Origin of the sequence: Halobacillus sp. HZG1, from assembly GCF_035818575.1 — a bacterium.
Lineage (GTDB): Bacteria > Bacillota > Bacilli > Bacillales > Halobacillaceae > Halobacillus > Halobacillus litoralis.
Map to the genome: position 1 here is coordinate 258,435 of NZ_JAYLVQ010000061.1, position 17,203 is coordinate 275,637.

Genomic DNA, 17,203 nt, shown 5'->3' on the forward strand with positions numbered 1-17,203 from the left:
TTCATTTTTTCTCTTTAATGACGAAAAGCTGAGACTGGTGGTCTCCGCTGCGTTCTGATTTTTCATGATTAGCCCCATTGAACTCCACACCAAGCGGCAGTCCGTGATACATGAGTTCGTCGCCATAAAACGTCCGCTCTGCTCCCTCTATTTCATACCGTTTCTCAGGATCCAGACCACGTAGTTTCACGACCTGGTCGTTCTTCGGATTCGGGAAATAGTGAGCCCGGTACCAGCCGACGACCGCATGATCTTTTTCCTCTGAGACGACTATCCAGGAGGTATCCTCATGTTTGAATGGGTTTGTCAGGCGATAAAATGTACCGGAATGAATCAAACCCCGGAGTGATTGAAACTGCTTGATTTGATCTCTTACGATGAACTTTTCTTCCGCCGTTAATTGACTGGGATCGAATTCATAGCCGAACGTGCCAAAATAGGCCACATCGGCACGGAACTTCAAAGGCGTGTTCCGATAGGTCTGGTGGTTCGGCACCGCGGAGACGTGTGATCCCATGCTGCATAACGGGTACGCAAGAGAGGTACCGTATTGAATCTTCAACCGTTCCACAGCATCGGTATCATCACTCGTCCATGCCTGTGGAGCATAGTAGAGCAGCCCCGCATCAAACCGTCCACCTCCGCCAGCACAGGATTCGAACAAGACATCCGGATACTTCGTCGTCAAACGCTCATACAACTCATAGACGCCGAGGATGTACTGATGAAAAAAGTTGACCTGGTCATACAGATATTGGGAATATGGTTCGGTGATGTTGCGGTTCATATCCCATTTGATGTAGTCGAGTCCTGTTTCTTCAATAAGAGAGCTCATGCGTTCGAACAAGTAGTCGACCACCTGAGGGTTGGCGAAATCGAGCACCTTTTGATTTCGTTCGAGCGTCTGATGTCTGTGTGGTGGACCGACGACCCATTCCGGACGCTGTTTGATCAGTTCACTTTCAGGACTGATCATTTCCGGTTCAAACCAGAGTCCGAACTGAAGTCCTTTATCTTTCACCGTTTTCGCAAGCGTCCCGATCCCGTTCGGCAGTTTCTTGTGGTCAACAAACCAGTCGCCAAGCGAAGTGGTATCATCATTGCGTTTTCCGAACCAGCCGTCATCGAGGACGAACAATTCGACTCCTAAATCCCGCGCTTCATCTGTAAAACGATCCAATTTTTCTTCATTGAAATCAAAATACGTCGCTTCCCAATTGTTAATCAGAATCGGACGTTCTTTTTCCATCCACCTTGGTGCAATTAAATGCTTGCGGTGCAAGTCATGAAACGTCTGACTCATTTCGTTCAGGCCGTTTTCCGTGAAAGTCAAAATCACTTCCGGGTTCTGAAAGCTTTCCTTCTGTGCCAGTTTCCATTGAAAAGCCTGGGGATGGATTCCCATCGACAAGCGTGTCGCATCATAATGATCGACTTCAGCCTGAGCGAGGAAATTCCCACTGTAGACGAACTGCATCGCAATCGCCTCCCCGCTGTCTTCGGTCGTCTCTTCCCTTTTCAAAGCGAGAAAAGGATTATGCTGATGAGAGCTCGCCCCGCGTACGCTTCCGATGGACGAAATGCCGGGAGCGAGTGTTCTCGTTTCGATGTGACGTTCCCTTGCCCATGCGCCAGACAGATGAATCATTTCATAATCCGCGTCAGGAAGATCGATGGAGGAAGACATGAAATGCTTCAACGTTACAGAACGTTCCCCGTTATTTGTGATCCGGTTACTTCTAGTGAGAACAGGCAAATCACGGAAGATCGTGTACAGGAGCTCCCACTCCACCTGCGCCTGGTCGTCTATGAGTGTGACCACCAGCGTTTCTGCAGCTGATTCATCTGCGAAAGTTGCCGGAAGACCTTCTAACTTCGGCTTTCCTTTTATAATCTGGTGATGTTTATATCGAAAATCAGCGACAGCTGCGCCCTTTTGTTCTTCCAAAATGAGTGCTGGCGTACGGAAGTCACCTTTGCCGTAAACCGGTGCTTCCTGCCTGACGGTTTCTAATGAAAAACCAGGGTCCCCTTCGAACGGATGTGTCGTCGAAGGGTTGGTATTTTCATAGTCTTGCAAATGGCGGAAGTCCCGGTCGCGGAGCGCTTTTCCATAGTAGAGATGACCGAGCTGCCCGTTTTTCATGACATGGAAAATGTAACTGATTTGTCCATTGGTGAGATGAAATTGTTGTGTTTCTTCATTAATAAAGATCAATGGCTCCGCCTCCTTCTACTCTTTAACAGACCCGCCAAGAATTCCGGAGATAAACTGCTTTTGCAGCAACAAGAAGAAAATCATGATCGGCAAGGTAGACAACGTCGTTCCCATCATGACCTGTCCGTAGTCAATCCGTGACATCCCGACAAGACTGGAGAGAGCGACCGGCAAGGTGTACATTTCCTGTGACTGCAGGACGACGAGCGGCCAAATGAAGTTGTTCCACTGGAACATGAACAAGAAAATCGCGACTGCGGCAAGCGCCGGACGCATGACGGGAAGTACGATGCGGAAGAAGATATGAAACTCTCCGGCACCATCGACACGCGCAGCTTCAAGCAGGGAATCCGGAATCGACTGCATGTTCTGTCTCATAAGGAAAATCGCGAATGGATAAGCGACTTGTGGAAGGATGACCGCCTGGAACGTGTTCAACCAACCGACATTTCCGAAGATTTCAAACAAAGGAATCAACGTTACGTGATATGGAATCATGATCGCTACCAGCAGCATGAAGAAAATCGCGTTCCGTCCTTTGAATTTGAACTTCGCAAACGCATAGCCCGCTGCCGTACAAACAATAGCGGAAATGGCTGTAAACGTGAGTGTAATGAATAAGGAGTTACCCATGACGCGGATAATCCCGACGTTTTCATTCAGGTTCTTAAAGTTCTCCCATCCATAGTCGCCTGGCAGGAAGTTCGGTGGAACCTTGAAAATTTCTCCGGACGGGTTCGTTGCCCCGACAAACATCCAATAGAACGGGAAGACGGAGATGATGACTCCAATGAATAAGAAAGCGTATAGAAGTGTTTTTTTAAGCGGACTGACCTGTTGATTCATTTATCTTCACCTGCCCATTTCATTTGTGCCCAGGAAAGGACCCCGATGATTAATACAAGAACGTATGCAATCGCGGATGCGTAACCGAAGTCAAAGTAACGGAAACCATTTTGATACAAGTAAAGGGTAATGGTCAGTGTGGCATTGTTCGGACCACCCTGCGTTAAAATGTAAGGCTCATCGAACAACTGCAGCGTCCCGATGGTTGATAATACAAATGTGAACAAGAAAATCGGCTTCAACTGAGGCACGGTAATGTAAAAGAACTGACGAACCTTTCCTGCCCCGTCCATCTCAGCCGCTTCATAAAGCGAGCCGGGAATGTTTTGGAGACCGGCAAGGAAAATGACCATGTTGTACCCGGTCCAGCGCCAAGTGATGGCCGCCATCAAAGCGACTTTTGCCCAGAATGGATCAGACAACCAGGCAATCGCCTCAATACCGAAAAGGGAAAGCACATAGTTTGCAAGGCCGTAGTTTTCATCAAGAATGATCATGAAGATGATGGAAGAGGCGACCAATGCCGTAATGGCCGGCATGAAGAAGGCCACCCGAAAAAAGCTCTTCATTTTGACCAGTTGAGAATTAAGAGCCACCGCAATGACGACAGCTAAGAACAACTGGATCGGTACTTGAATGAGCAAAATGAGGAACGTATTCCCTAGTGCTTTGTAGAATAACGTGTCCTGGAACAATCGAATGTAATTATCCAGGCCGACAAATTCATACCCTGATCCTGCACGCGTCTGGAAACTTAATAATAATGACGAAATGACTGGATAAACGGTAAAGATCAAGAAGAAGGTAACGGCTGGAAGAATAAATAAGTACGGCACCGTTTTCGGTGTAATCCACTTCTTACGGGATTTAGGTTTTTGGCTGGACGGACCTGGTTTCTTAGATGGCTGCTTGTTCGTTTCGTGGTTGTCGTTTGCCATCTGTTCAGCATTCGTTTGACTCACAATGTTCTACCCCCTCAAAGATATTGGTCGAATCTAAAAGCGCTTTCAAAATAGAGCGATTAGACTTTGTTAATTAATTTAATTTACTTAATAGTAACATAGCCTGTATCGTTTGTCTGCTCCATTTTCAGAAAAATCGCATTCATTTTTCCTTCTATAAATGCTCTTATTCTTAAAGGGCTTAGTTTGGAGACTTTTTTTGGGGGAGGGGGTGTTCGGGGAGCTGCAAAACTCCCGCGAGAAAGCGAGTAGCTTCCCATACACCCATGAGCTCAACCCTGGCAACGAACCCCGTAAAGTCTCTAGACTGAGTCTTTTCCAACCCTGCCATATACTTTAATAAAGTCATGAAACAAAAAAAGGTCGATCTCCAAAAGAGGAGATCGACCTTTTTTATTCTATTTCATATAGGGAGTTTAGTGAAACGGATTAATTCGTACTGCGTCCTGTCTCACTTTCAAGCTTGTCAGCAGCGTTTTGAAGCGCTTCTTCAATTGGCGTGCCGTCAAGCAGGATGGATGCTTGTGTATCAGACATCGTATCGAACGCACGTGCATAATCAGCTGTGTAATTCGCTACAGGAATATCAGATACTTCATCTGCAAACAGTTGGAAAACAGGCTGATTGTTAAAGAATTCGGATTCCTGACTGAAGTAATCTTCTTCATATGTTGTTTCCAAGGATGGGAAGATTCCTTTTTCTTTAAGAGCCTTCATCTGAGGTTCTACTTCTGTAGTGAAGTACTCAACAAATGCATACGCTGTGCTTTGGTTATCTGTTGAAGATGGAATCATTAGATCAGATCCACCAAGGTTGGCTGCGCGGTTGCCGCCTTCCTCAAACGCCGGCAGGTAGAAGACATCCCAGTTGCCGCTTTGGTCAGGAGCCTGGTCCATGATTGTACCGGAATACCATACGCCGAATGGAACAGTGGCCACTTCGCCGTTAACCGTTGCAGAAACGACGCCGTCCCAACCGTTGTTGTTCAGGACAAGATCTTCATCATGCAAACGCTGGATTACATCAAAAGCTTTTTTTGATTCTTCAGAAGCGACATCAATGTTCCCTTCCTCGTCGAAGTAAAACGCTCCTTGTTGGTTCATCATCATACGGTAAAGCGCATCGTCTGCTGCCACATCGATAGGAACCATTTTAGTTCCTGTTGCTTCTTGAATGGTTTTACCTGCTTCAATGTAGTCATCCCACGTTTTGATATCATCCGGGTTGACGCCTGCTTCTTCGAAAATGTCTGTACGATAGAAGACACCGGCAGGTCCTACGTCCCAAGGAGCGGCAAAGAATTCACCGTCTTCATTTTGTGTGACGGACTTCTTATATTCCCCAAATTTATCTGCGTGCTCATCGTAACCGAGTTCGGAAAGATTAGCGATCGCATCCGGGAATTGATCCTGATAGTTGGCTAGACGATCGGACTCGACCATCACGACGTCCGGCAGTCCATTCCCACCGGAAGCTAGTCCTACAGTTAACTTTTCATAAACATCCAAACGTCCGATATCTTCCACGTTCACTTCCACATCCGGGTATTGTTCTTTAAACCCGTCAACAGCAAGTTCCATCGATTCAGCAGCTACGTTCCAGCCCCAAACGGTAATTTCACCGGAGGGCTCTCCACCTTCTCCACTTTCACTTGAGGATTCTCCTCCTGTTTCACCGGAACAAGCAGCCAGTCCACCAGCCACAAGGCCTACCAAAAGAAAACTCTTCAACCAATTTTTCATTCTGTCTTCCTCCCCCTTTTAATGATAGCGTTTTCAAAACTTAATAAAATAAATTAACTAACTAGTTATAAGGTAGCACAGAACCATGTAAATGAAAAGAGTTTTTTCAAAATTAACTCTTTTAAAGGGAGGGCTGTTCTATAATAGATGCAGCGGAGACAGCATTTACGCGAGTAACTTAGTAAAATAAATTTAATAAGTTACTTTTTGTGGTAAAATGGAAATAGTACAGCATAGTTGGAGGAATCGTATGAGCACGCACTATACTAGAGGCAGTTTTCAGTTGATGAAATCGATGAACCGCTCAATTATTTTAAATATGATTCGCGAGCATGGTCCGATCTCACGGGCGGATATCGCGAAGCAGTCGAGATTGACTCCACCTACAGTGAGCAATATCGTCAAAGAACTCATCCAGACACAATTTGTGATTGAAACGACCCAGGGCCAGTCCAAAGGTGGACGGAAACCGACATTACTTGAAATCAACGCCGATCATTTTTACATCATTGGTGTCGATGTAGGCACCTTTCATATGAACTTTGTCGTGACGAACTTATACGGAGAACTGAAGGATGTTGCGAAAAAAGACATCCCTCCTTATCCGTCAAAAGAAGATATTCTAGAAACGATGAAGAGCGGCATACGCGAATTCTTCACCTCCGGAAAGTGTGATCCTAAGAAGTTCCTCGGCATTGGCATCGGGATGCACGGAATTGTGGATCCGGTGGAAGGAGTCTCTCGTTTCGCTCCATCTTTTCAGCTTTATGATATACCCATTAAAGCAGAGCTTGAACATGAGTTTGATATGATTGTCAAAGTGGAAAACGACGCAAAAACAATGACGCTTGGGGAATACTGGTTCGGCAGTGGGAACGATGCGGATAACATGGTCGGTGTCAACGTCGGGAACGGGATCGGCGCTGGGATGATGATCAAAGGGCAGCTTTTTCATGGTGAAAACAATATCGCCGGAGAGATTGGTCACATCACGATTGACCTTTCCGGCCCGAAATGTACGTGTGGCAATTACGGCTGTCTGCAGACGCTTGCTGCCGGGCCGGCCATTGCGGAAAGAGCCCGCAAAGAATTGAAAACAGGGAAACCATCGATGATTCGCGACCTTGTGGATCACGATTTTGAGAAAGTGGATGGAAGGCTTGTCTATGATGCGGCCTGCGAGGGGGACGAGTTCAGCATTGAACTGCTGAATCAGACAGGAAGGTTCCTCGGCATCGGCTTGACCAACTTAATTCATACATTGAACCCGAAGCGGATCATTATCGGTGGAGGGGTTTCAAAGGCTGGGGACTTTCTGATGGATGGAATCAAAGAAACGATCCACTCCCGGGGGCTGACGAGTAAAGCGAAGGAAACACCGATCGTTTTGTCCAAATTGGAAGAGCATGCATCAGCGATCGGTGCGTGTGTATTAATATTAGAGGAATTTTTCTCGAGGTAAGAAAAAGAGCCTCCCGGCAGTGTGAAGCTGTCGGCAGGCTTTTTTCATGGATTCGCTTGCATCTGCAGGACCATTCCTTCCAACACGTGAATGTTCCTTGCGTTATACCGAACCCCTTTGTAATCAAAAACGAGAATCTGGCTATCTTTCACATCGAGAAGTTCCTGATAATTTTTTTCGGCCACGATCTTTTGATAGCTGATTGTGGCGATGACGTTCTTCCGGGCTAAATACACCTTCATTCCGTTCAATTGAGAGCGGATTTTTTTGTCTGGTGGTTCTTCATCATAAAAATAAACAAAATGCAGTTCATTCTCCATAGAAGATGTAAACTGTTGGATTGACCTCTCTGTCGCATTCTGTGCACATCCAACTAAAAGACCCAAAACGAGCAACAGCCCCAACCACTTTCTCAATTTACATTCCTCCAAAAGAATAGCTTATGCCACTATATGCCGAACCCCTCCCTCGTACCACACCTTCCAGAAAATAACGTACCAGGTCATCCATATTCTGGATGACCTGGTACGTTAAAATTTACCAAAACCACCCTCTCTTTCTTTATGTATCAGTGTGTTTTTACATATATCTACAAAAATCGTATAATAGGATAGTAGTTTATAGAAAGAGGTGGGTGAATGGAACGCAGGGAACTGAAGAAAAAGAAAAGGCGTAAACGCAGACGTTGGAAAGTCCTCCTATTTGTAGTTGCACTCATATTTTTAATCGGAGGCGTTTATTTATATACCATCTATAATGAAGTACGTACCACAGTGAACCAGGATTTACACGAGGATGTAACGTCCATCGATACAGATCAAACCAAAGAAAAAGTAGATAATAAGGAACCGTTGAACATTCTCCTTCTCGGTGTGGATGAACGGGAGAACGATGTCGGCCGTTCTGATACGATGATTGTCATGACGCTTGATCCGAACAATGACCAAATGCAGATGGTCAGTATTCCGAGGGATACGTATGCAGAAATTGCAGGGGACGGACGTATGACACGAATCAACCATGCCTACGCCTATGGTGGGAGTGACATGGCTGTGAATACAGTCGAAAACTTCCTTGATATTGAACTGGATTATTACATCAGGGTCAATATGGAAGGGTTATCTCAAGTTGTTGATGCTGTGAATGGCATCACAGTCAATAACGACCGCGCATTCAGCTCAGGCCCATTTGATTTCAAAGAAGGCGAAATTAAACTGGACGGCCGCGAAGCGCTTGCTTTCGTGCGCATGCGTAAAAATGACCCTAACGGTGACTTAGGCCGTAATGAACGTCAACGCCAGGTCATCCAGGGAATCATCGATAAAGGAGCACGTCTCGACGCTGTAAACAAAGTCGGTGATGTTATGGATGTACTCGGTGACAATGTGAGCACAAACATGCAGTTCGCGGATATGCGCAGACTCGTCACCAATTACAGCAGTGCCCGTAAAAACTCGACCACCTATCAAATGGAGGGAGAAAACTTCCGGGCGAACGGCATGTATTTGATTGATATGCCGGAAGAAGAAATTCAAAAGACGCATGATATGATTGTTAATTTCGGTTCTGAATAAAACGAAGCCCCCTTCTCTTCATGAGAAGGGGGCTTTTCATTTCAAAGACCAGCCGCCTGCTTAAGCCGCATCCTGGTCTTCCTTATTAATAGCTGTATATTTTTTTATGGCTCTGATGATTCCAATGAAAACAAAATAAATGCCGCAAAACAGGAAAAAACCAAGGACACTGACAAGGGCATCCGCAAACTCCATGTTTCCACTGCCGGTTATTTTCTGCTGAATTTCCACCGCAAAAACAAACACAAGCACCATCGCAAACGTAAATAGAAACGAAATGGCGGTTATGCTCCATTTCGCTATGGCATGGAAAAGGATATCCACGAAAATAAGCCCGATGAGTCCCAGTACACCAATGACCCAAAAGTGAAGGTCCTTATCTGTAAGGTTCCACCCCATCATTTGCGTGAACTTCAAAATTACGTCATGCCAGACATTGACTACATCAGCCAATAATAAAATAACTTCTCTCATGGCTAATCTCTCATTCTCCCATCTCAAAAGCTAAAAACACATCACAAGATTAAACTAAAAATACCATAAGGAAGAACACTTGTATATGGTTTCTTACAAATACTGTTAGACCTGGTCATCCATGAAATGGATGACCAGGTCTAACAGTTATTTCCATATCACACATACATGTACCGCAGCATAACATGAGCCGCAAGCCTGCTCGTCATATCCCTGAAATCTTTGGTTGGATCGACTTCTACGATATCCATGCCTTTGACTAGAGGGTGTCTGGAAGCAAGAGATACACTGTTTAGCAGTTCTCTCGCTGTCAATCCTCCTGGTCCTATCGCTGGACAACCAGGTGCATACGCCTGATCCACCGCATCCATATCGACAGACAAATAGATGCAGTCACATTTGGTTTCCAATATCTGTATGACCTGGTCTGTTAGATTATGGATGCCTTTCTCCTCAACATCAGCCATGGTGTAGGTGTGGATGTTGTGGTGTCGGGCGTAATCGGCGTAGGCTTTGGCGTTGGAGAAGTCCCGGATGCCGATTTGGACGAGATCTTCACCACGGAGGACTCCTTCTTCAATTAAACTTCGAAAAGGGGTGCCGTTGGTTCGACCTCCATCATCCACGTTTCGCAGATCATGGTGAGCGTCCCATTGGATGACTCCAACTCTCCCGTATTTTTCTTGAAAGGCGGAGATGCTGGGGAAACTCACACCATGATCCCCACCAAGCATGACATACTTGGAACAAGCTTCGGTGTCGATCATTTCTTTCACACTCGTTCTAAGCCGCTTCCGCGTTTCTTCGTTATTCGTTGGATGTACCGGGACGTCCCCAAAATCCAACACCTGCACATCTTCAAAACTCTTATCTTTCTCCCCTGAATACGTACTGTAAGCTCCCAGCGCTTTTCTAATCGACCCAGGTGCTTCTGATGCGCCTGACAATGATATAGAAGTTTTAGATAAAGGGAGACCGATGAGCCCTATATCCCCGGTTTCCCCAGGCTCGTAATACGAAACCGTTTCATCAACTTTCGTCGTATGACGATCTTTGAATCTAGCATCCTTGCCCGGGTTGAGGTACTGAAAAGACATGGGCGCCCCTCCTTTCCCACACCTTTCTTCCGCTCTTCCATACTGCCTTCGCATGGTTTGCTGCATAGTGATACGGGATGTACTTATAATTCGGAACGTCCCACAGGACAACATCCGCTGTTCTCCCAACACTCAAACACCCGGCCACATCCCCTCTTCCAATCGCATGCGCGGCATTCACTGTCACACTATTCCATATCTCTTTCGGGGTCATTTTCATTTTCAGCGCTGCGAGCGACATGATCATCTGCAGGTTGTAGGTGACACAACTTCCAGGGTTGAAATCAGTAGCCAAAGCGACGGCCGCTCCACGGTCGATCATTTTTCTGGCCTTCGCATAATGGTCTTTTCCTAAGTAAAAGGTCGTTCCCGGAAGCAGCACAGCCACCGTATCTCCCTCGGCAAGGTTGTCGATCCCTTCCTCAGAAGCGGCAACAAGATGATCCGCCGATGCGGCTCCCATAGAAACGGCGAGCTCTGTTCCTCCGAGCGGATCGATTTCATCGGCATGAATCTTCGTTTGTAATCCAAGTTCCTGTGAGGCTTTCATAAAACGACGGGACTGTTCAATGGTAAAGACCCCTGTTTCACAAAAAATATCCGTAAACTCTGCCAATCCTTCCGCACTGATTTCAGGAAGCAGGCGGATCATTTCCTCAAGAAACGCTTCCTCCTTTCCCTTATACTCCGGCGGAATCGCATGAGGACCTAAAAAAGTCGACACTAAATCGAGGAGGCTTTCTTCATTCAATCGTTTGACGACACGAAGCTGCTTCAACTCTGCTTCCCGATCAAGTCCGTAACCGCTCTTCGCTTCAAGCGTCGTCACTCCATGGGCAGCTATCTGTTCCAGCGTCTGTTTTGCTTTTTCGTAAAGGTCATCCTCACTCTCTGCTCTAGTCGCTTCCACCGTTGATAAAATCCCGCCTCCCTGCTTCAGAATCTCCAAATAAGGGACACCGGCCTGCTTCAACGCCAGCTCATTTTCCCGTGAACCTCCGAAAACGAGGTGTGTGTGCGGATCGACGAGACCAGGGGTTACAGTTTTTTCCATAGCATCGACTCGCTCGCTGGCTTTGAGTTTCTGCGCTTCTTCATTTGTGCCTATCCAGGCTACTTTACCCTCATGAAAAGCAATCGCCATGTTTTCCTTCACTTCCAACTGCTTCATCGCATCCCCTTTTAAAGGACCTTCTGCAGGCAGGATCAGCTGTCCGATATTTTCAATCAGCGTGTCGTACATCACTGTCCCCTCCTTTTCATCGGGATATCCATCTCATGCTTATCCGCTTCTTCGATCGCCTTCTCATAACCGGCGTCCGCGTGACGGAGTATGCCCATGCCTGGATCTGTCGTGAGGACACGTTCCAGTCTTTCTTTCGCAAGATCGGTGCCATCAGCGACAACGACCATCCCCGCATGTAGCGAGTACCCCATTCCGACACCGCCACCATGATGGAACGAAATCCATGAACCGCCAGCTGCTGTATTAATGAGTGCGTTCAGAACTGCCCAGTCCCCGACCGCATCACTGCCATCCAGCATCGATTCGGTTTCTCTGTTCGGTGAAGCGACGGATCCACAATCGAGATGATCCCTGCCGATGACCACCGGGGCACTCAACTCCCCTTTTTTCACAAGCTCATTGATCGCCAGCCCCATCTTCTTCCGCTCCCCGTACCCGAGCCAGCAAATCCTTGATGGAAGTCCTTGAAACTGGACTTTTTCCTGTGCCATGTCGATCCATCTCAACAGCTTCTCATTTTCAGGAAAAAGCTCTTTGATAAGCTGGTCGGTGCGGTAGATATCTTTCGGATCTCCAGACAAAGCGGCCCATCGGAACGGCCCTTTCCCTTCGCAGAACAACGGCCGGATGTAGGCGGGAACGAAACCGGGGAAATCGAACGCATCGTCTACCCCTTCTTCCAGTGCGACTTGACGGATGTTGTTTCCATAGTCAAAAACGACGCTGCCTTTTCTTTGAAACTGAAGCATGATCTCTACGTGTCTGGCCATGGATTTCGATGAGAGACGCACATATTCGTCTGGATCTTTTTTTCTCAAAACAGCTGCTTCTTCCAGCGAATACCCGACAGGTACATAGCCATTCAGGGGATCATGGGCAGATGTTTGGTCTGTGACAATATCGATCTCCAACCCGCTTTGCAAAAGTCGTTCATGCATTTCTGCCGCATTACCTAAAAGAGCGATTGAAAGAGCCTCTCCGTTCGCCTTCGCTTCCTTCGCCCACATAACTGCCTCATCCATAGACGCTGTACTCACATCGCAGTAGCCGGAATCCAGGCGCTTGGAAATCCGGTCGGGATCCACTTCGACAGCGATGACGACTCCGCCGTTCATCGTGACCGCAAGCGGTTGAGCCCCTCCCATACCGCCAAGACCTGCCGTTAATGTAATCGTTCCTTTCAACGATTCTCCGAAATGTTTTTCAGCAAGGGATGCAAACGTTTCATACGTTCCTTGTAAAATGCCCTGGGATCCAATGTAGATCCAGCTGCCTGCCGTCATTTGGCCGTACATCATCAGACCTTTTTGATCGAGTTCATGGAAATGCTGCCAATTCGCCCACTTCGGAACCAGCACGGAATTTGAGAGCAGCACTCTCGGGGCGTTTTCATGTGTTTTAAAAACACCCACCGGTTTTCCGGATTGGACGAGCATCGTTTCATTTTTTTCCAAACGCTTCAATGTTGCTACGAGCGCATCAAAAGCTTCCCAGTTCCTTGCCGCTTTACCGATACCCCCGTAGACAACAAGTTCCTCCGGGATTTCTGCGACCTCCGGATCAAGGTTGTTGCAGAGCATCCTTAAGACCGCTTCCTGTTCCCATCCTTTACATTCCAACTGAGTTCCTGTTTTGGCTTTCACTTTACGTGTAATCGACATACGTTTCTCCTCCTTCATGAACGGATCTCCACTTTTTCCAGTCAAAGGCACTTTCCTTCAACCATTGCTCCACGTTTTCGATATCTTTGGAAAACACGCGGTCCTGCGTGACTTTCGGTACGACAGTCCTTGCCGATTTCCAAAGGTCCTGGGCCAGTACCGATGCGCGCTCAATCCCTCTCAGCTCCAGTGCCTGCAGACTGCAGATCAACTCGATCGCTACCACTTTTGTCGCGTTGTCGATGACCATGGCCGCGTGCCGGGCTGCCGTTGTCCCCATGCTCACATGATCTTCCTGATTCGCAGACGATGGAATCGAGTCGACACTTGCCGGATGGGCGAGCGTTTTATTTTCAGAAACTAACGATGCGGCCACATACTGTACGATCATCAACCCTGACTCCAATCCTGGATTCGCGCTGAGAAACGGGGGAAAGTCGTTTAACTGCGGATTGACGAGACGTTCGATCCGGCGCTCCGAAATATTGGCCAGTTCACTCATTGCTATTTTTAAAAAGTCCATCGCAAAAGCAATCGGCTGGCCATGGAAATTGCCGCCGGATACGACCACTTTTCCACCCTCCAAAAGCAGCGGATTGTCTGTGGCAGCATTCATCTCAATCGTCAATTTTTCCCGTACGTAATGCAGCGTCTGCCACGTGGCTCCGTGCACTTGTGGAATGCATCGTAAAGAATAAGCGTCCTGCACCCTTTTTTCTCCTTGAAAAGTGACAAGATGACTGCCGTTGATCAAATGGCGCATCCGCTCGGCGACAGCCATTTGTTCCGGGTAACCGCGCGCTTCATGGATGCTTGGATGAAAGGCGTCCCGAATGCCTTCGAGAGCTTGCAGTGTAAGACTTGCCACCCAATCACACTGTAAGGCCAGCCGCTCCGCTTCGATGTAACTGATGACTCCGACTGCTGTCATCGCCTGGGTTCCGTTAATGAGCGCAAGCCCTTCTTTCGCCTTCAACGATAACGGCTTCAACGAAAGCCTCTGCAAAATATCTCTCGTTGCATGCCGCTCTCCTTCATAAAAAACTTCTCCTTCTCCCATAAGTACGAGCGCCAAATGGGCGAGTGGAGCCAAGTCGCCGGAAGCCCCGAGTGATCCTTGTGAGGGAATGACCGGGTGGACGTTAAGATTAACGAGCTCACACAGTCTCTGTACAAGCACTTCCCGGACGCCCGAATAACCTTTCATAAGAGCATTCAACCGGAGCACCATCATGGCGCGACTCACTTTTTCAGAAAAAGGTGCTCCCACCCCGCACGCATGTGAACGGATCAGGTGTTGCTGCAGGCTGTCAACGTCTTCAGCAGCAATTCGGACATCACTCAATTTTCCGAACCCTGTGTTGATGCCGTACACCGAATGCCCTCTGGTCACGATTTCTTCGACGGTTTCCCTGCTTGCTCTGACGTCTATCAGACTGGTTTTTGCTAAGCTGATTTTAGCGTTTTCAAAACAAATCTCTTTCATCTGTTCAATCGATAAGTCTCTTCCATTTAATTCGACCATCCACAATCCCCCTTTCACACGAAAAGATTCTGGTGGATTTTCTACAAAAAGAGGCGACAATGGCATAGGAAATACCATTGTCGCCCCCTCATCGCTCATGACTATAGGCCACCTATTCTTTATATATGATTGATCCCGAGTCCAAATGTCTCATGTTCCAAACCTTTTATCGGAGCTCCGATTGTTCCGTAAAAAGCGACGGCGATCCATTCGCCTTCTTCTGATCGGTCATAAGGCTTTCCACGTACCACGGCAAAACGCAGTCCAACGGTCCGCATCATATTGCCGACACCAATCTGTCCCCGCGTCACGCCCTGCAAGGATTCTAAGATCGCATGATAAAGGGCATGCGTTTCCCTGTAGACGTTTTCTGCGATGATGCCATTCCGTTTAGCCGCTGTTTCGACGGCTGCAATCACTTTTTGAACTTCCATCGAACCCGCTTTCCCCTGGCAGTACTCCACCTGCTCGAACGCGTCTGTAAAAAGCTCCCTCTCGCTCTCATCCAGAGATGCAAGCAGCATCGCAAGCTTTCCTATTTTCACCGTTTGGGTCATACCATCTCCACCCTGCTCATCACTAATAACTACTTAAATTGTAACCGCTTTCTTAAATGTCCGCAATACAAAAAAGATGACCTCATCCAAATGGACCAGGTCATACAGTATTTTCCATGTTATTCAGTTTCAAATAAAGTCTGTAGTAGGCGGAGAAAGCGAGAAAGGCAATGATGGATCCGGTGAAGATCGGGATGATCAACGGAAAAATATACAGACTGACGGCCAGGATGAATCCTGAGCTGATGGCGACTGTCAAAAACAGAACCGGGCTGACAAATGTAAGCATCAACGCTTTTTTCAGTGCCGCTCCTACTTTCAAATCAAAATGGACAAGCGTACTGAACGTGTTAATGGTGTACACGAATAAGAGGATTCCCAAGATGAGAAACAGATTCATGAGCAGCGAGCTCGTCGTTGAAAAATAATAGAGATCAGCGGCAAGTACACTCCACAAAATTGTAAGAACGATCCCAGCCTTCAGACTGTTTTTGTAATTCTCTTTGTAATAGCTGAGGTAAGACCGATCCGCCGTTTCTTTATGATCCTTCCTCACCCAGTCACGCGCTTTTGCAAACATGGCGGTCGTGGCAGGGAAGAAGATGAAAGGCAGCAAAAGGACAAGCGGCGGTAGCAAATACCACAATTCCTGTATATCTCCCACGTTCAATAAGCTCAACAATAATAGTGCGACGGGCAGATTGAACAACGCCCACTGAAGGTTGGTTAGTGCGAATTTACTGATCCACTCGCTGACGGCGTATAATCCGCCCCTGATTCCTGATGACTGTTTCATAATCTTCCCCTTCCTCAATAAAAAACCCCTCAATAGTCTGAGGGGTTTTGTCATTTCCTAGTTACGCCCACCACATCTCCGTTGCCGGTTCTTCAATCAGCACAGATTTCAAGTTTTTCACGGCTTGATTGAATCCTTCGTTGATCGACATGATCGGATCTTCGTGCTCGATACTGACGACATGATCATAGCCGAACGTACGGAGTGCACTGATGATGTTGGACCATTCTTCAATTCCGTGACCGTATCCGACGGAGCGGAAACTCCATGCGCGCGTCTGTACGTTTCCGTAATTCTGCATGTCTGTCAGACCGTACATGTTGACGTTATCCTGATCGATGTACGTGTCTTTCGCATGGAAATGGTGGATCGCATTTTCTTTACCCAAAATCTTGATAGCTGCAACAGGATCAATGCCCTGCCACCATAAGTGGCTTGGGTCAAGGTTCGCCCCGATGGCGTCGCTCGTCGCTTCACGAAGCTTCAACATTGTGTAAGGCGTGTGGACAAGGAACCCTGCGTGCAGTTCAAGACCGACTTTGACATTATGTTCTTCCGCAAACTTCCCTTGTTCTTTCCAATAAGGGATCAGTTTTTCGTTCCACTGCCATTCTAACACATCTGAATACTCCGGTGGCCATGGAGTCACCGGCCAGTTCGGAGCCGTATCGTTTTCGTGTCCACCTGGTGTACCTGAGAAGGTATTTACCACAGGTACATCCATCAAGCTTGCCAGTCTTACCGATTTTACAAACGCATCATGTGACTCTTCGGCAAAAGCTTTATCCGGTGAGACCGGGTTGCCGTGACAGCTGAATGCACTGATGGTAAGCCCGCGGTCATGGACTTTCTTTAAGTACTCGTTTCGTTTCTCTTCACTTTCCAAAAGTTCATCAACGTTACAGTGAGCGTTGCCAGGGTAGCCGCCAGTTCCGATTTCGACCGCTTTCAAACCTGCTTCTTTTGCGTGGTCCAGCATTTCTTCAAAGGATTTATCGGAAAATAATACAGCAAAAACGCCTAATTTCATGAACAATCTCCT

General features: G+C 47.3%; 15 protein-coding genes. 2 read left to right on the forward strand and 13 right to left on the reverse strand.

Annotated elements, in window-relative coordinates; all coding sequences use genetic code 11:
• Position 1: 1 nt before the first annotated feature.
• The 4 genes from VKA52_RS10355 to VKA52_RS10370 all read right to left on the reverse strand — a co-directional run bounded on the left by VKA52_RS10355 (position 2) and on the right by VKA52_RS10370 (position 5,769).
• The gene (locus VKA52_RS10355; RefSeq protein ID WP_326315608.1) at positions 2–2,218 is read right to left on the reverse strand and encodes an alpha-galactosidase; all 2,217 of its coding nucleotides are present in this window, start codon (positions 2,216–2,218) and stop codon (positions 2–4) included.
• A 15-nt stretch (positions 2,219–2,233) separates the two neighbouring features.
• Positions 2,234–3,064, reverse strand: a complete 831-nt coding sequence (locus VKA52_RS10360; protein WP_160911015.1) for a carbohydrate ABC transporter permease — start codon at positions 3,062–3,064, stop codon at positions 2,234–2,236.
• Positions 3,061–4,026, reverse strand: a complete 966-nt coding sequence (locus tag VKA52_RS10365) for a carbohydrate ABC transporter permease (RefSeq protein WP_326315609.1) — start codon at positions 4,024–4,026, stop codon at positions 3,061–3,063. Before VKA52_RS10365 ends, VKA52_RS10360 begins: the two co-directional genes overlap by 4 nt.
• Positions 4,027–4,455: 429 nt before the next feature.
• Complete coding sequence (locus tag VKA52_RS10370) at positions 4,456–5,769, reverse strand: ABC transporter substrate-binding protein (RefSeq protein WP_326315610.1); 1,314 nt, start codon at positions 5,767–5,769, stop codon at positions 4,456–4,458.
• A gap of 250 nt (positions 5,770–6,019) precedes the next feature.
• On the opposite strand from VKA52_RS10370, the gene VKA52_RS10375 reads away from it, so the two are divergent.
• Complete coding sequence (locus tag VKA52_RS10375) at positions 6,020–7,231, forward strand: ROK family transcriptional regulator (protein WP_160911011.1); 1,212 nt, start codon at positions 6,020–6,022, stop codon at positions 7,229–7,231.
• Positions 7,232–7,275: 44 nt separating this feature from the next.
• On the opposite strand, the gene VKA52_RS10380 is transcribed toward VKA52_RS10375, so the two are convergent.
• Positions 7,276–7,647 carry a hypothetical protein gene (locus tag VKA52_RS10380; RefSeq protein ID WP_326315611.1) on the reverse strand — a complete coding sequence of 124 codons (372 nt, stop codon included), beginning with the start codon at positions 7,645–7,647 and terminating at the stop codon, positions 7,276–7,278.
• Between the two features lie 222 nt (positions 7,648–7,869).
• Between VKA52_RS10380 and VKA52_RS10385 the strand changes: the two genes are divergently transcribed.
• Positions 7,870–8,805, forward strand: coding sequence for an LCP family glycopolymer transferase (locus VKA52_RS10385; protein ID WP_326315612.1), 936 nt, complete (start codon positions 7,870–7,872; stop codon positions 8,803–8,805).
• A 60-nt stretch (positions 8,806–8,865) separates the two neighbouring features.
• Here the strand turns inward: VKA52_RS10385 and VKA52_RS10390 are convergent, their stop codons facing one another.
• The 8 genes from VKA52_RS10390 to VKA52_RS10425 all read right to left on the reverse strand — a co-directional run bounded on the left by VKA52_RS10390 (position 8,866) and on the right by VKA52_RS10425 (position 17,191).
• On the reverse strand, positions 8,866–9,279 hold the full coding sequence (locus tag VKA52_RS10390; RefSeq protein WP_326315613.1) for a hypothetical protein: 414 nt from the start codon (positions 9,277–9,279) through the stop codon (positions 8,866–8,868).
• A gap of 158 nt (positions 9,280–9,437) precedes the next feature.
• Positions 9,438–10,376 carry a formimidoylglutamase gene (gene hutG / locus VKA52_RS10395; protein WP_326315614.1) on the reverse strand — a complete coding sequence of 313 codons (939 nt, stop codon included), beginning with the start codon at positions 10,374–10,376 and terminating at the stop codon, positions 9,438–9,440.
• Entirely contained in the window at positions 10,339–11,619 is a 1,281-nt protein-coding gene (hutI, locus tag VKA52_RS10400; RefSeq protein WP_326315615.1) for an imidazolonepropionase, read from the reverse strand. Before hutI ends, hutG begins: the two co-directional genes overlap by 38 nt.
• Positions 11,619–13,283, reverse strand: coding sequence for a urocanate hydratase (gene hutU / locus VKA52_RS10405; RefSeq protein ID WP_326315616.1), 1,665 nt, complete (start codon positions 13,281–13,283; stop codon positions 11,619–11,621). Before hutU ends, hutI begins: the two co-directional genes overlap by 1 nt.
• Positions 13,267–14,808, reverse strand: a complete 1,542-nt coding sequence (hutH, locus tag VKA52_RS10410; RefSeq protein WP_326315617.1) for a histidine ammonia-lyase — start codon at positions 14,806–14,808, stop codon at positions 13,267–13,269. Before hutH ends, hutU begins: the two co-directional genes overlap by 17 nt.
• Positions 14,809–14,927: 119 nt before the next feature.
• A complete protein-coding gene (gene hutP, locus VKA52_RS10415) occupies positions 14,928–15,365 on the reverse strand; it encodes a hut operon transcriptional regulator HutP (protein WP_326315618.1) in 438 nt (145 codons plus the stop codon).
• 100 nt (positions 15,366–15,465) lie between these two features.
• Positions 15,466–16,161: a YesL family protein gene (locus tag VKA52_RS10420; RefSeq protein WP_326315619.1), complete on the reverse strand. Its 696-nt coding sequence runs from the start codon at positions 16,159–16,161 to the stop codon at positions 15,466–15,468.
• A 61-nt stretch (positions 16,162–16,222) separates the two neighbouring features.
• Entirely contained in the window at positions 16,223–17,191 is a 969-nt protein-coding gene (locus tag VKA52_RS10425) for a sugar phosphate isomerase/epimerase family protein (RefSeq protein ID WP_326315620.1), read from the reverse strand.
• Positions 17,192–17,203 lie beyond the last annotated feature (12 nt).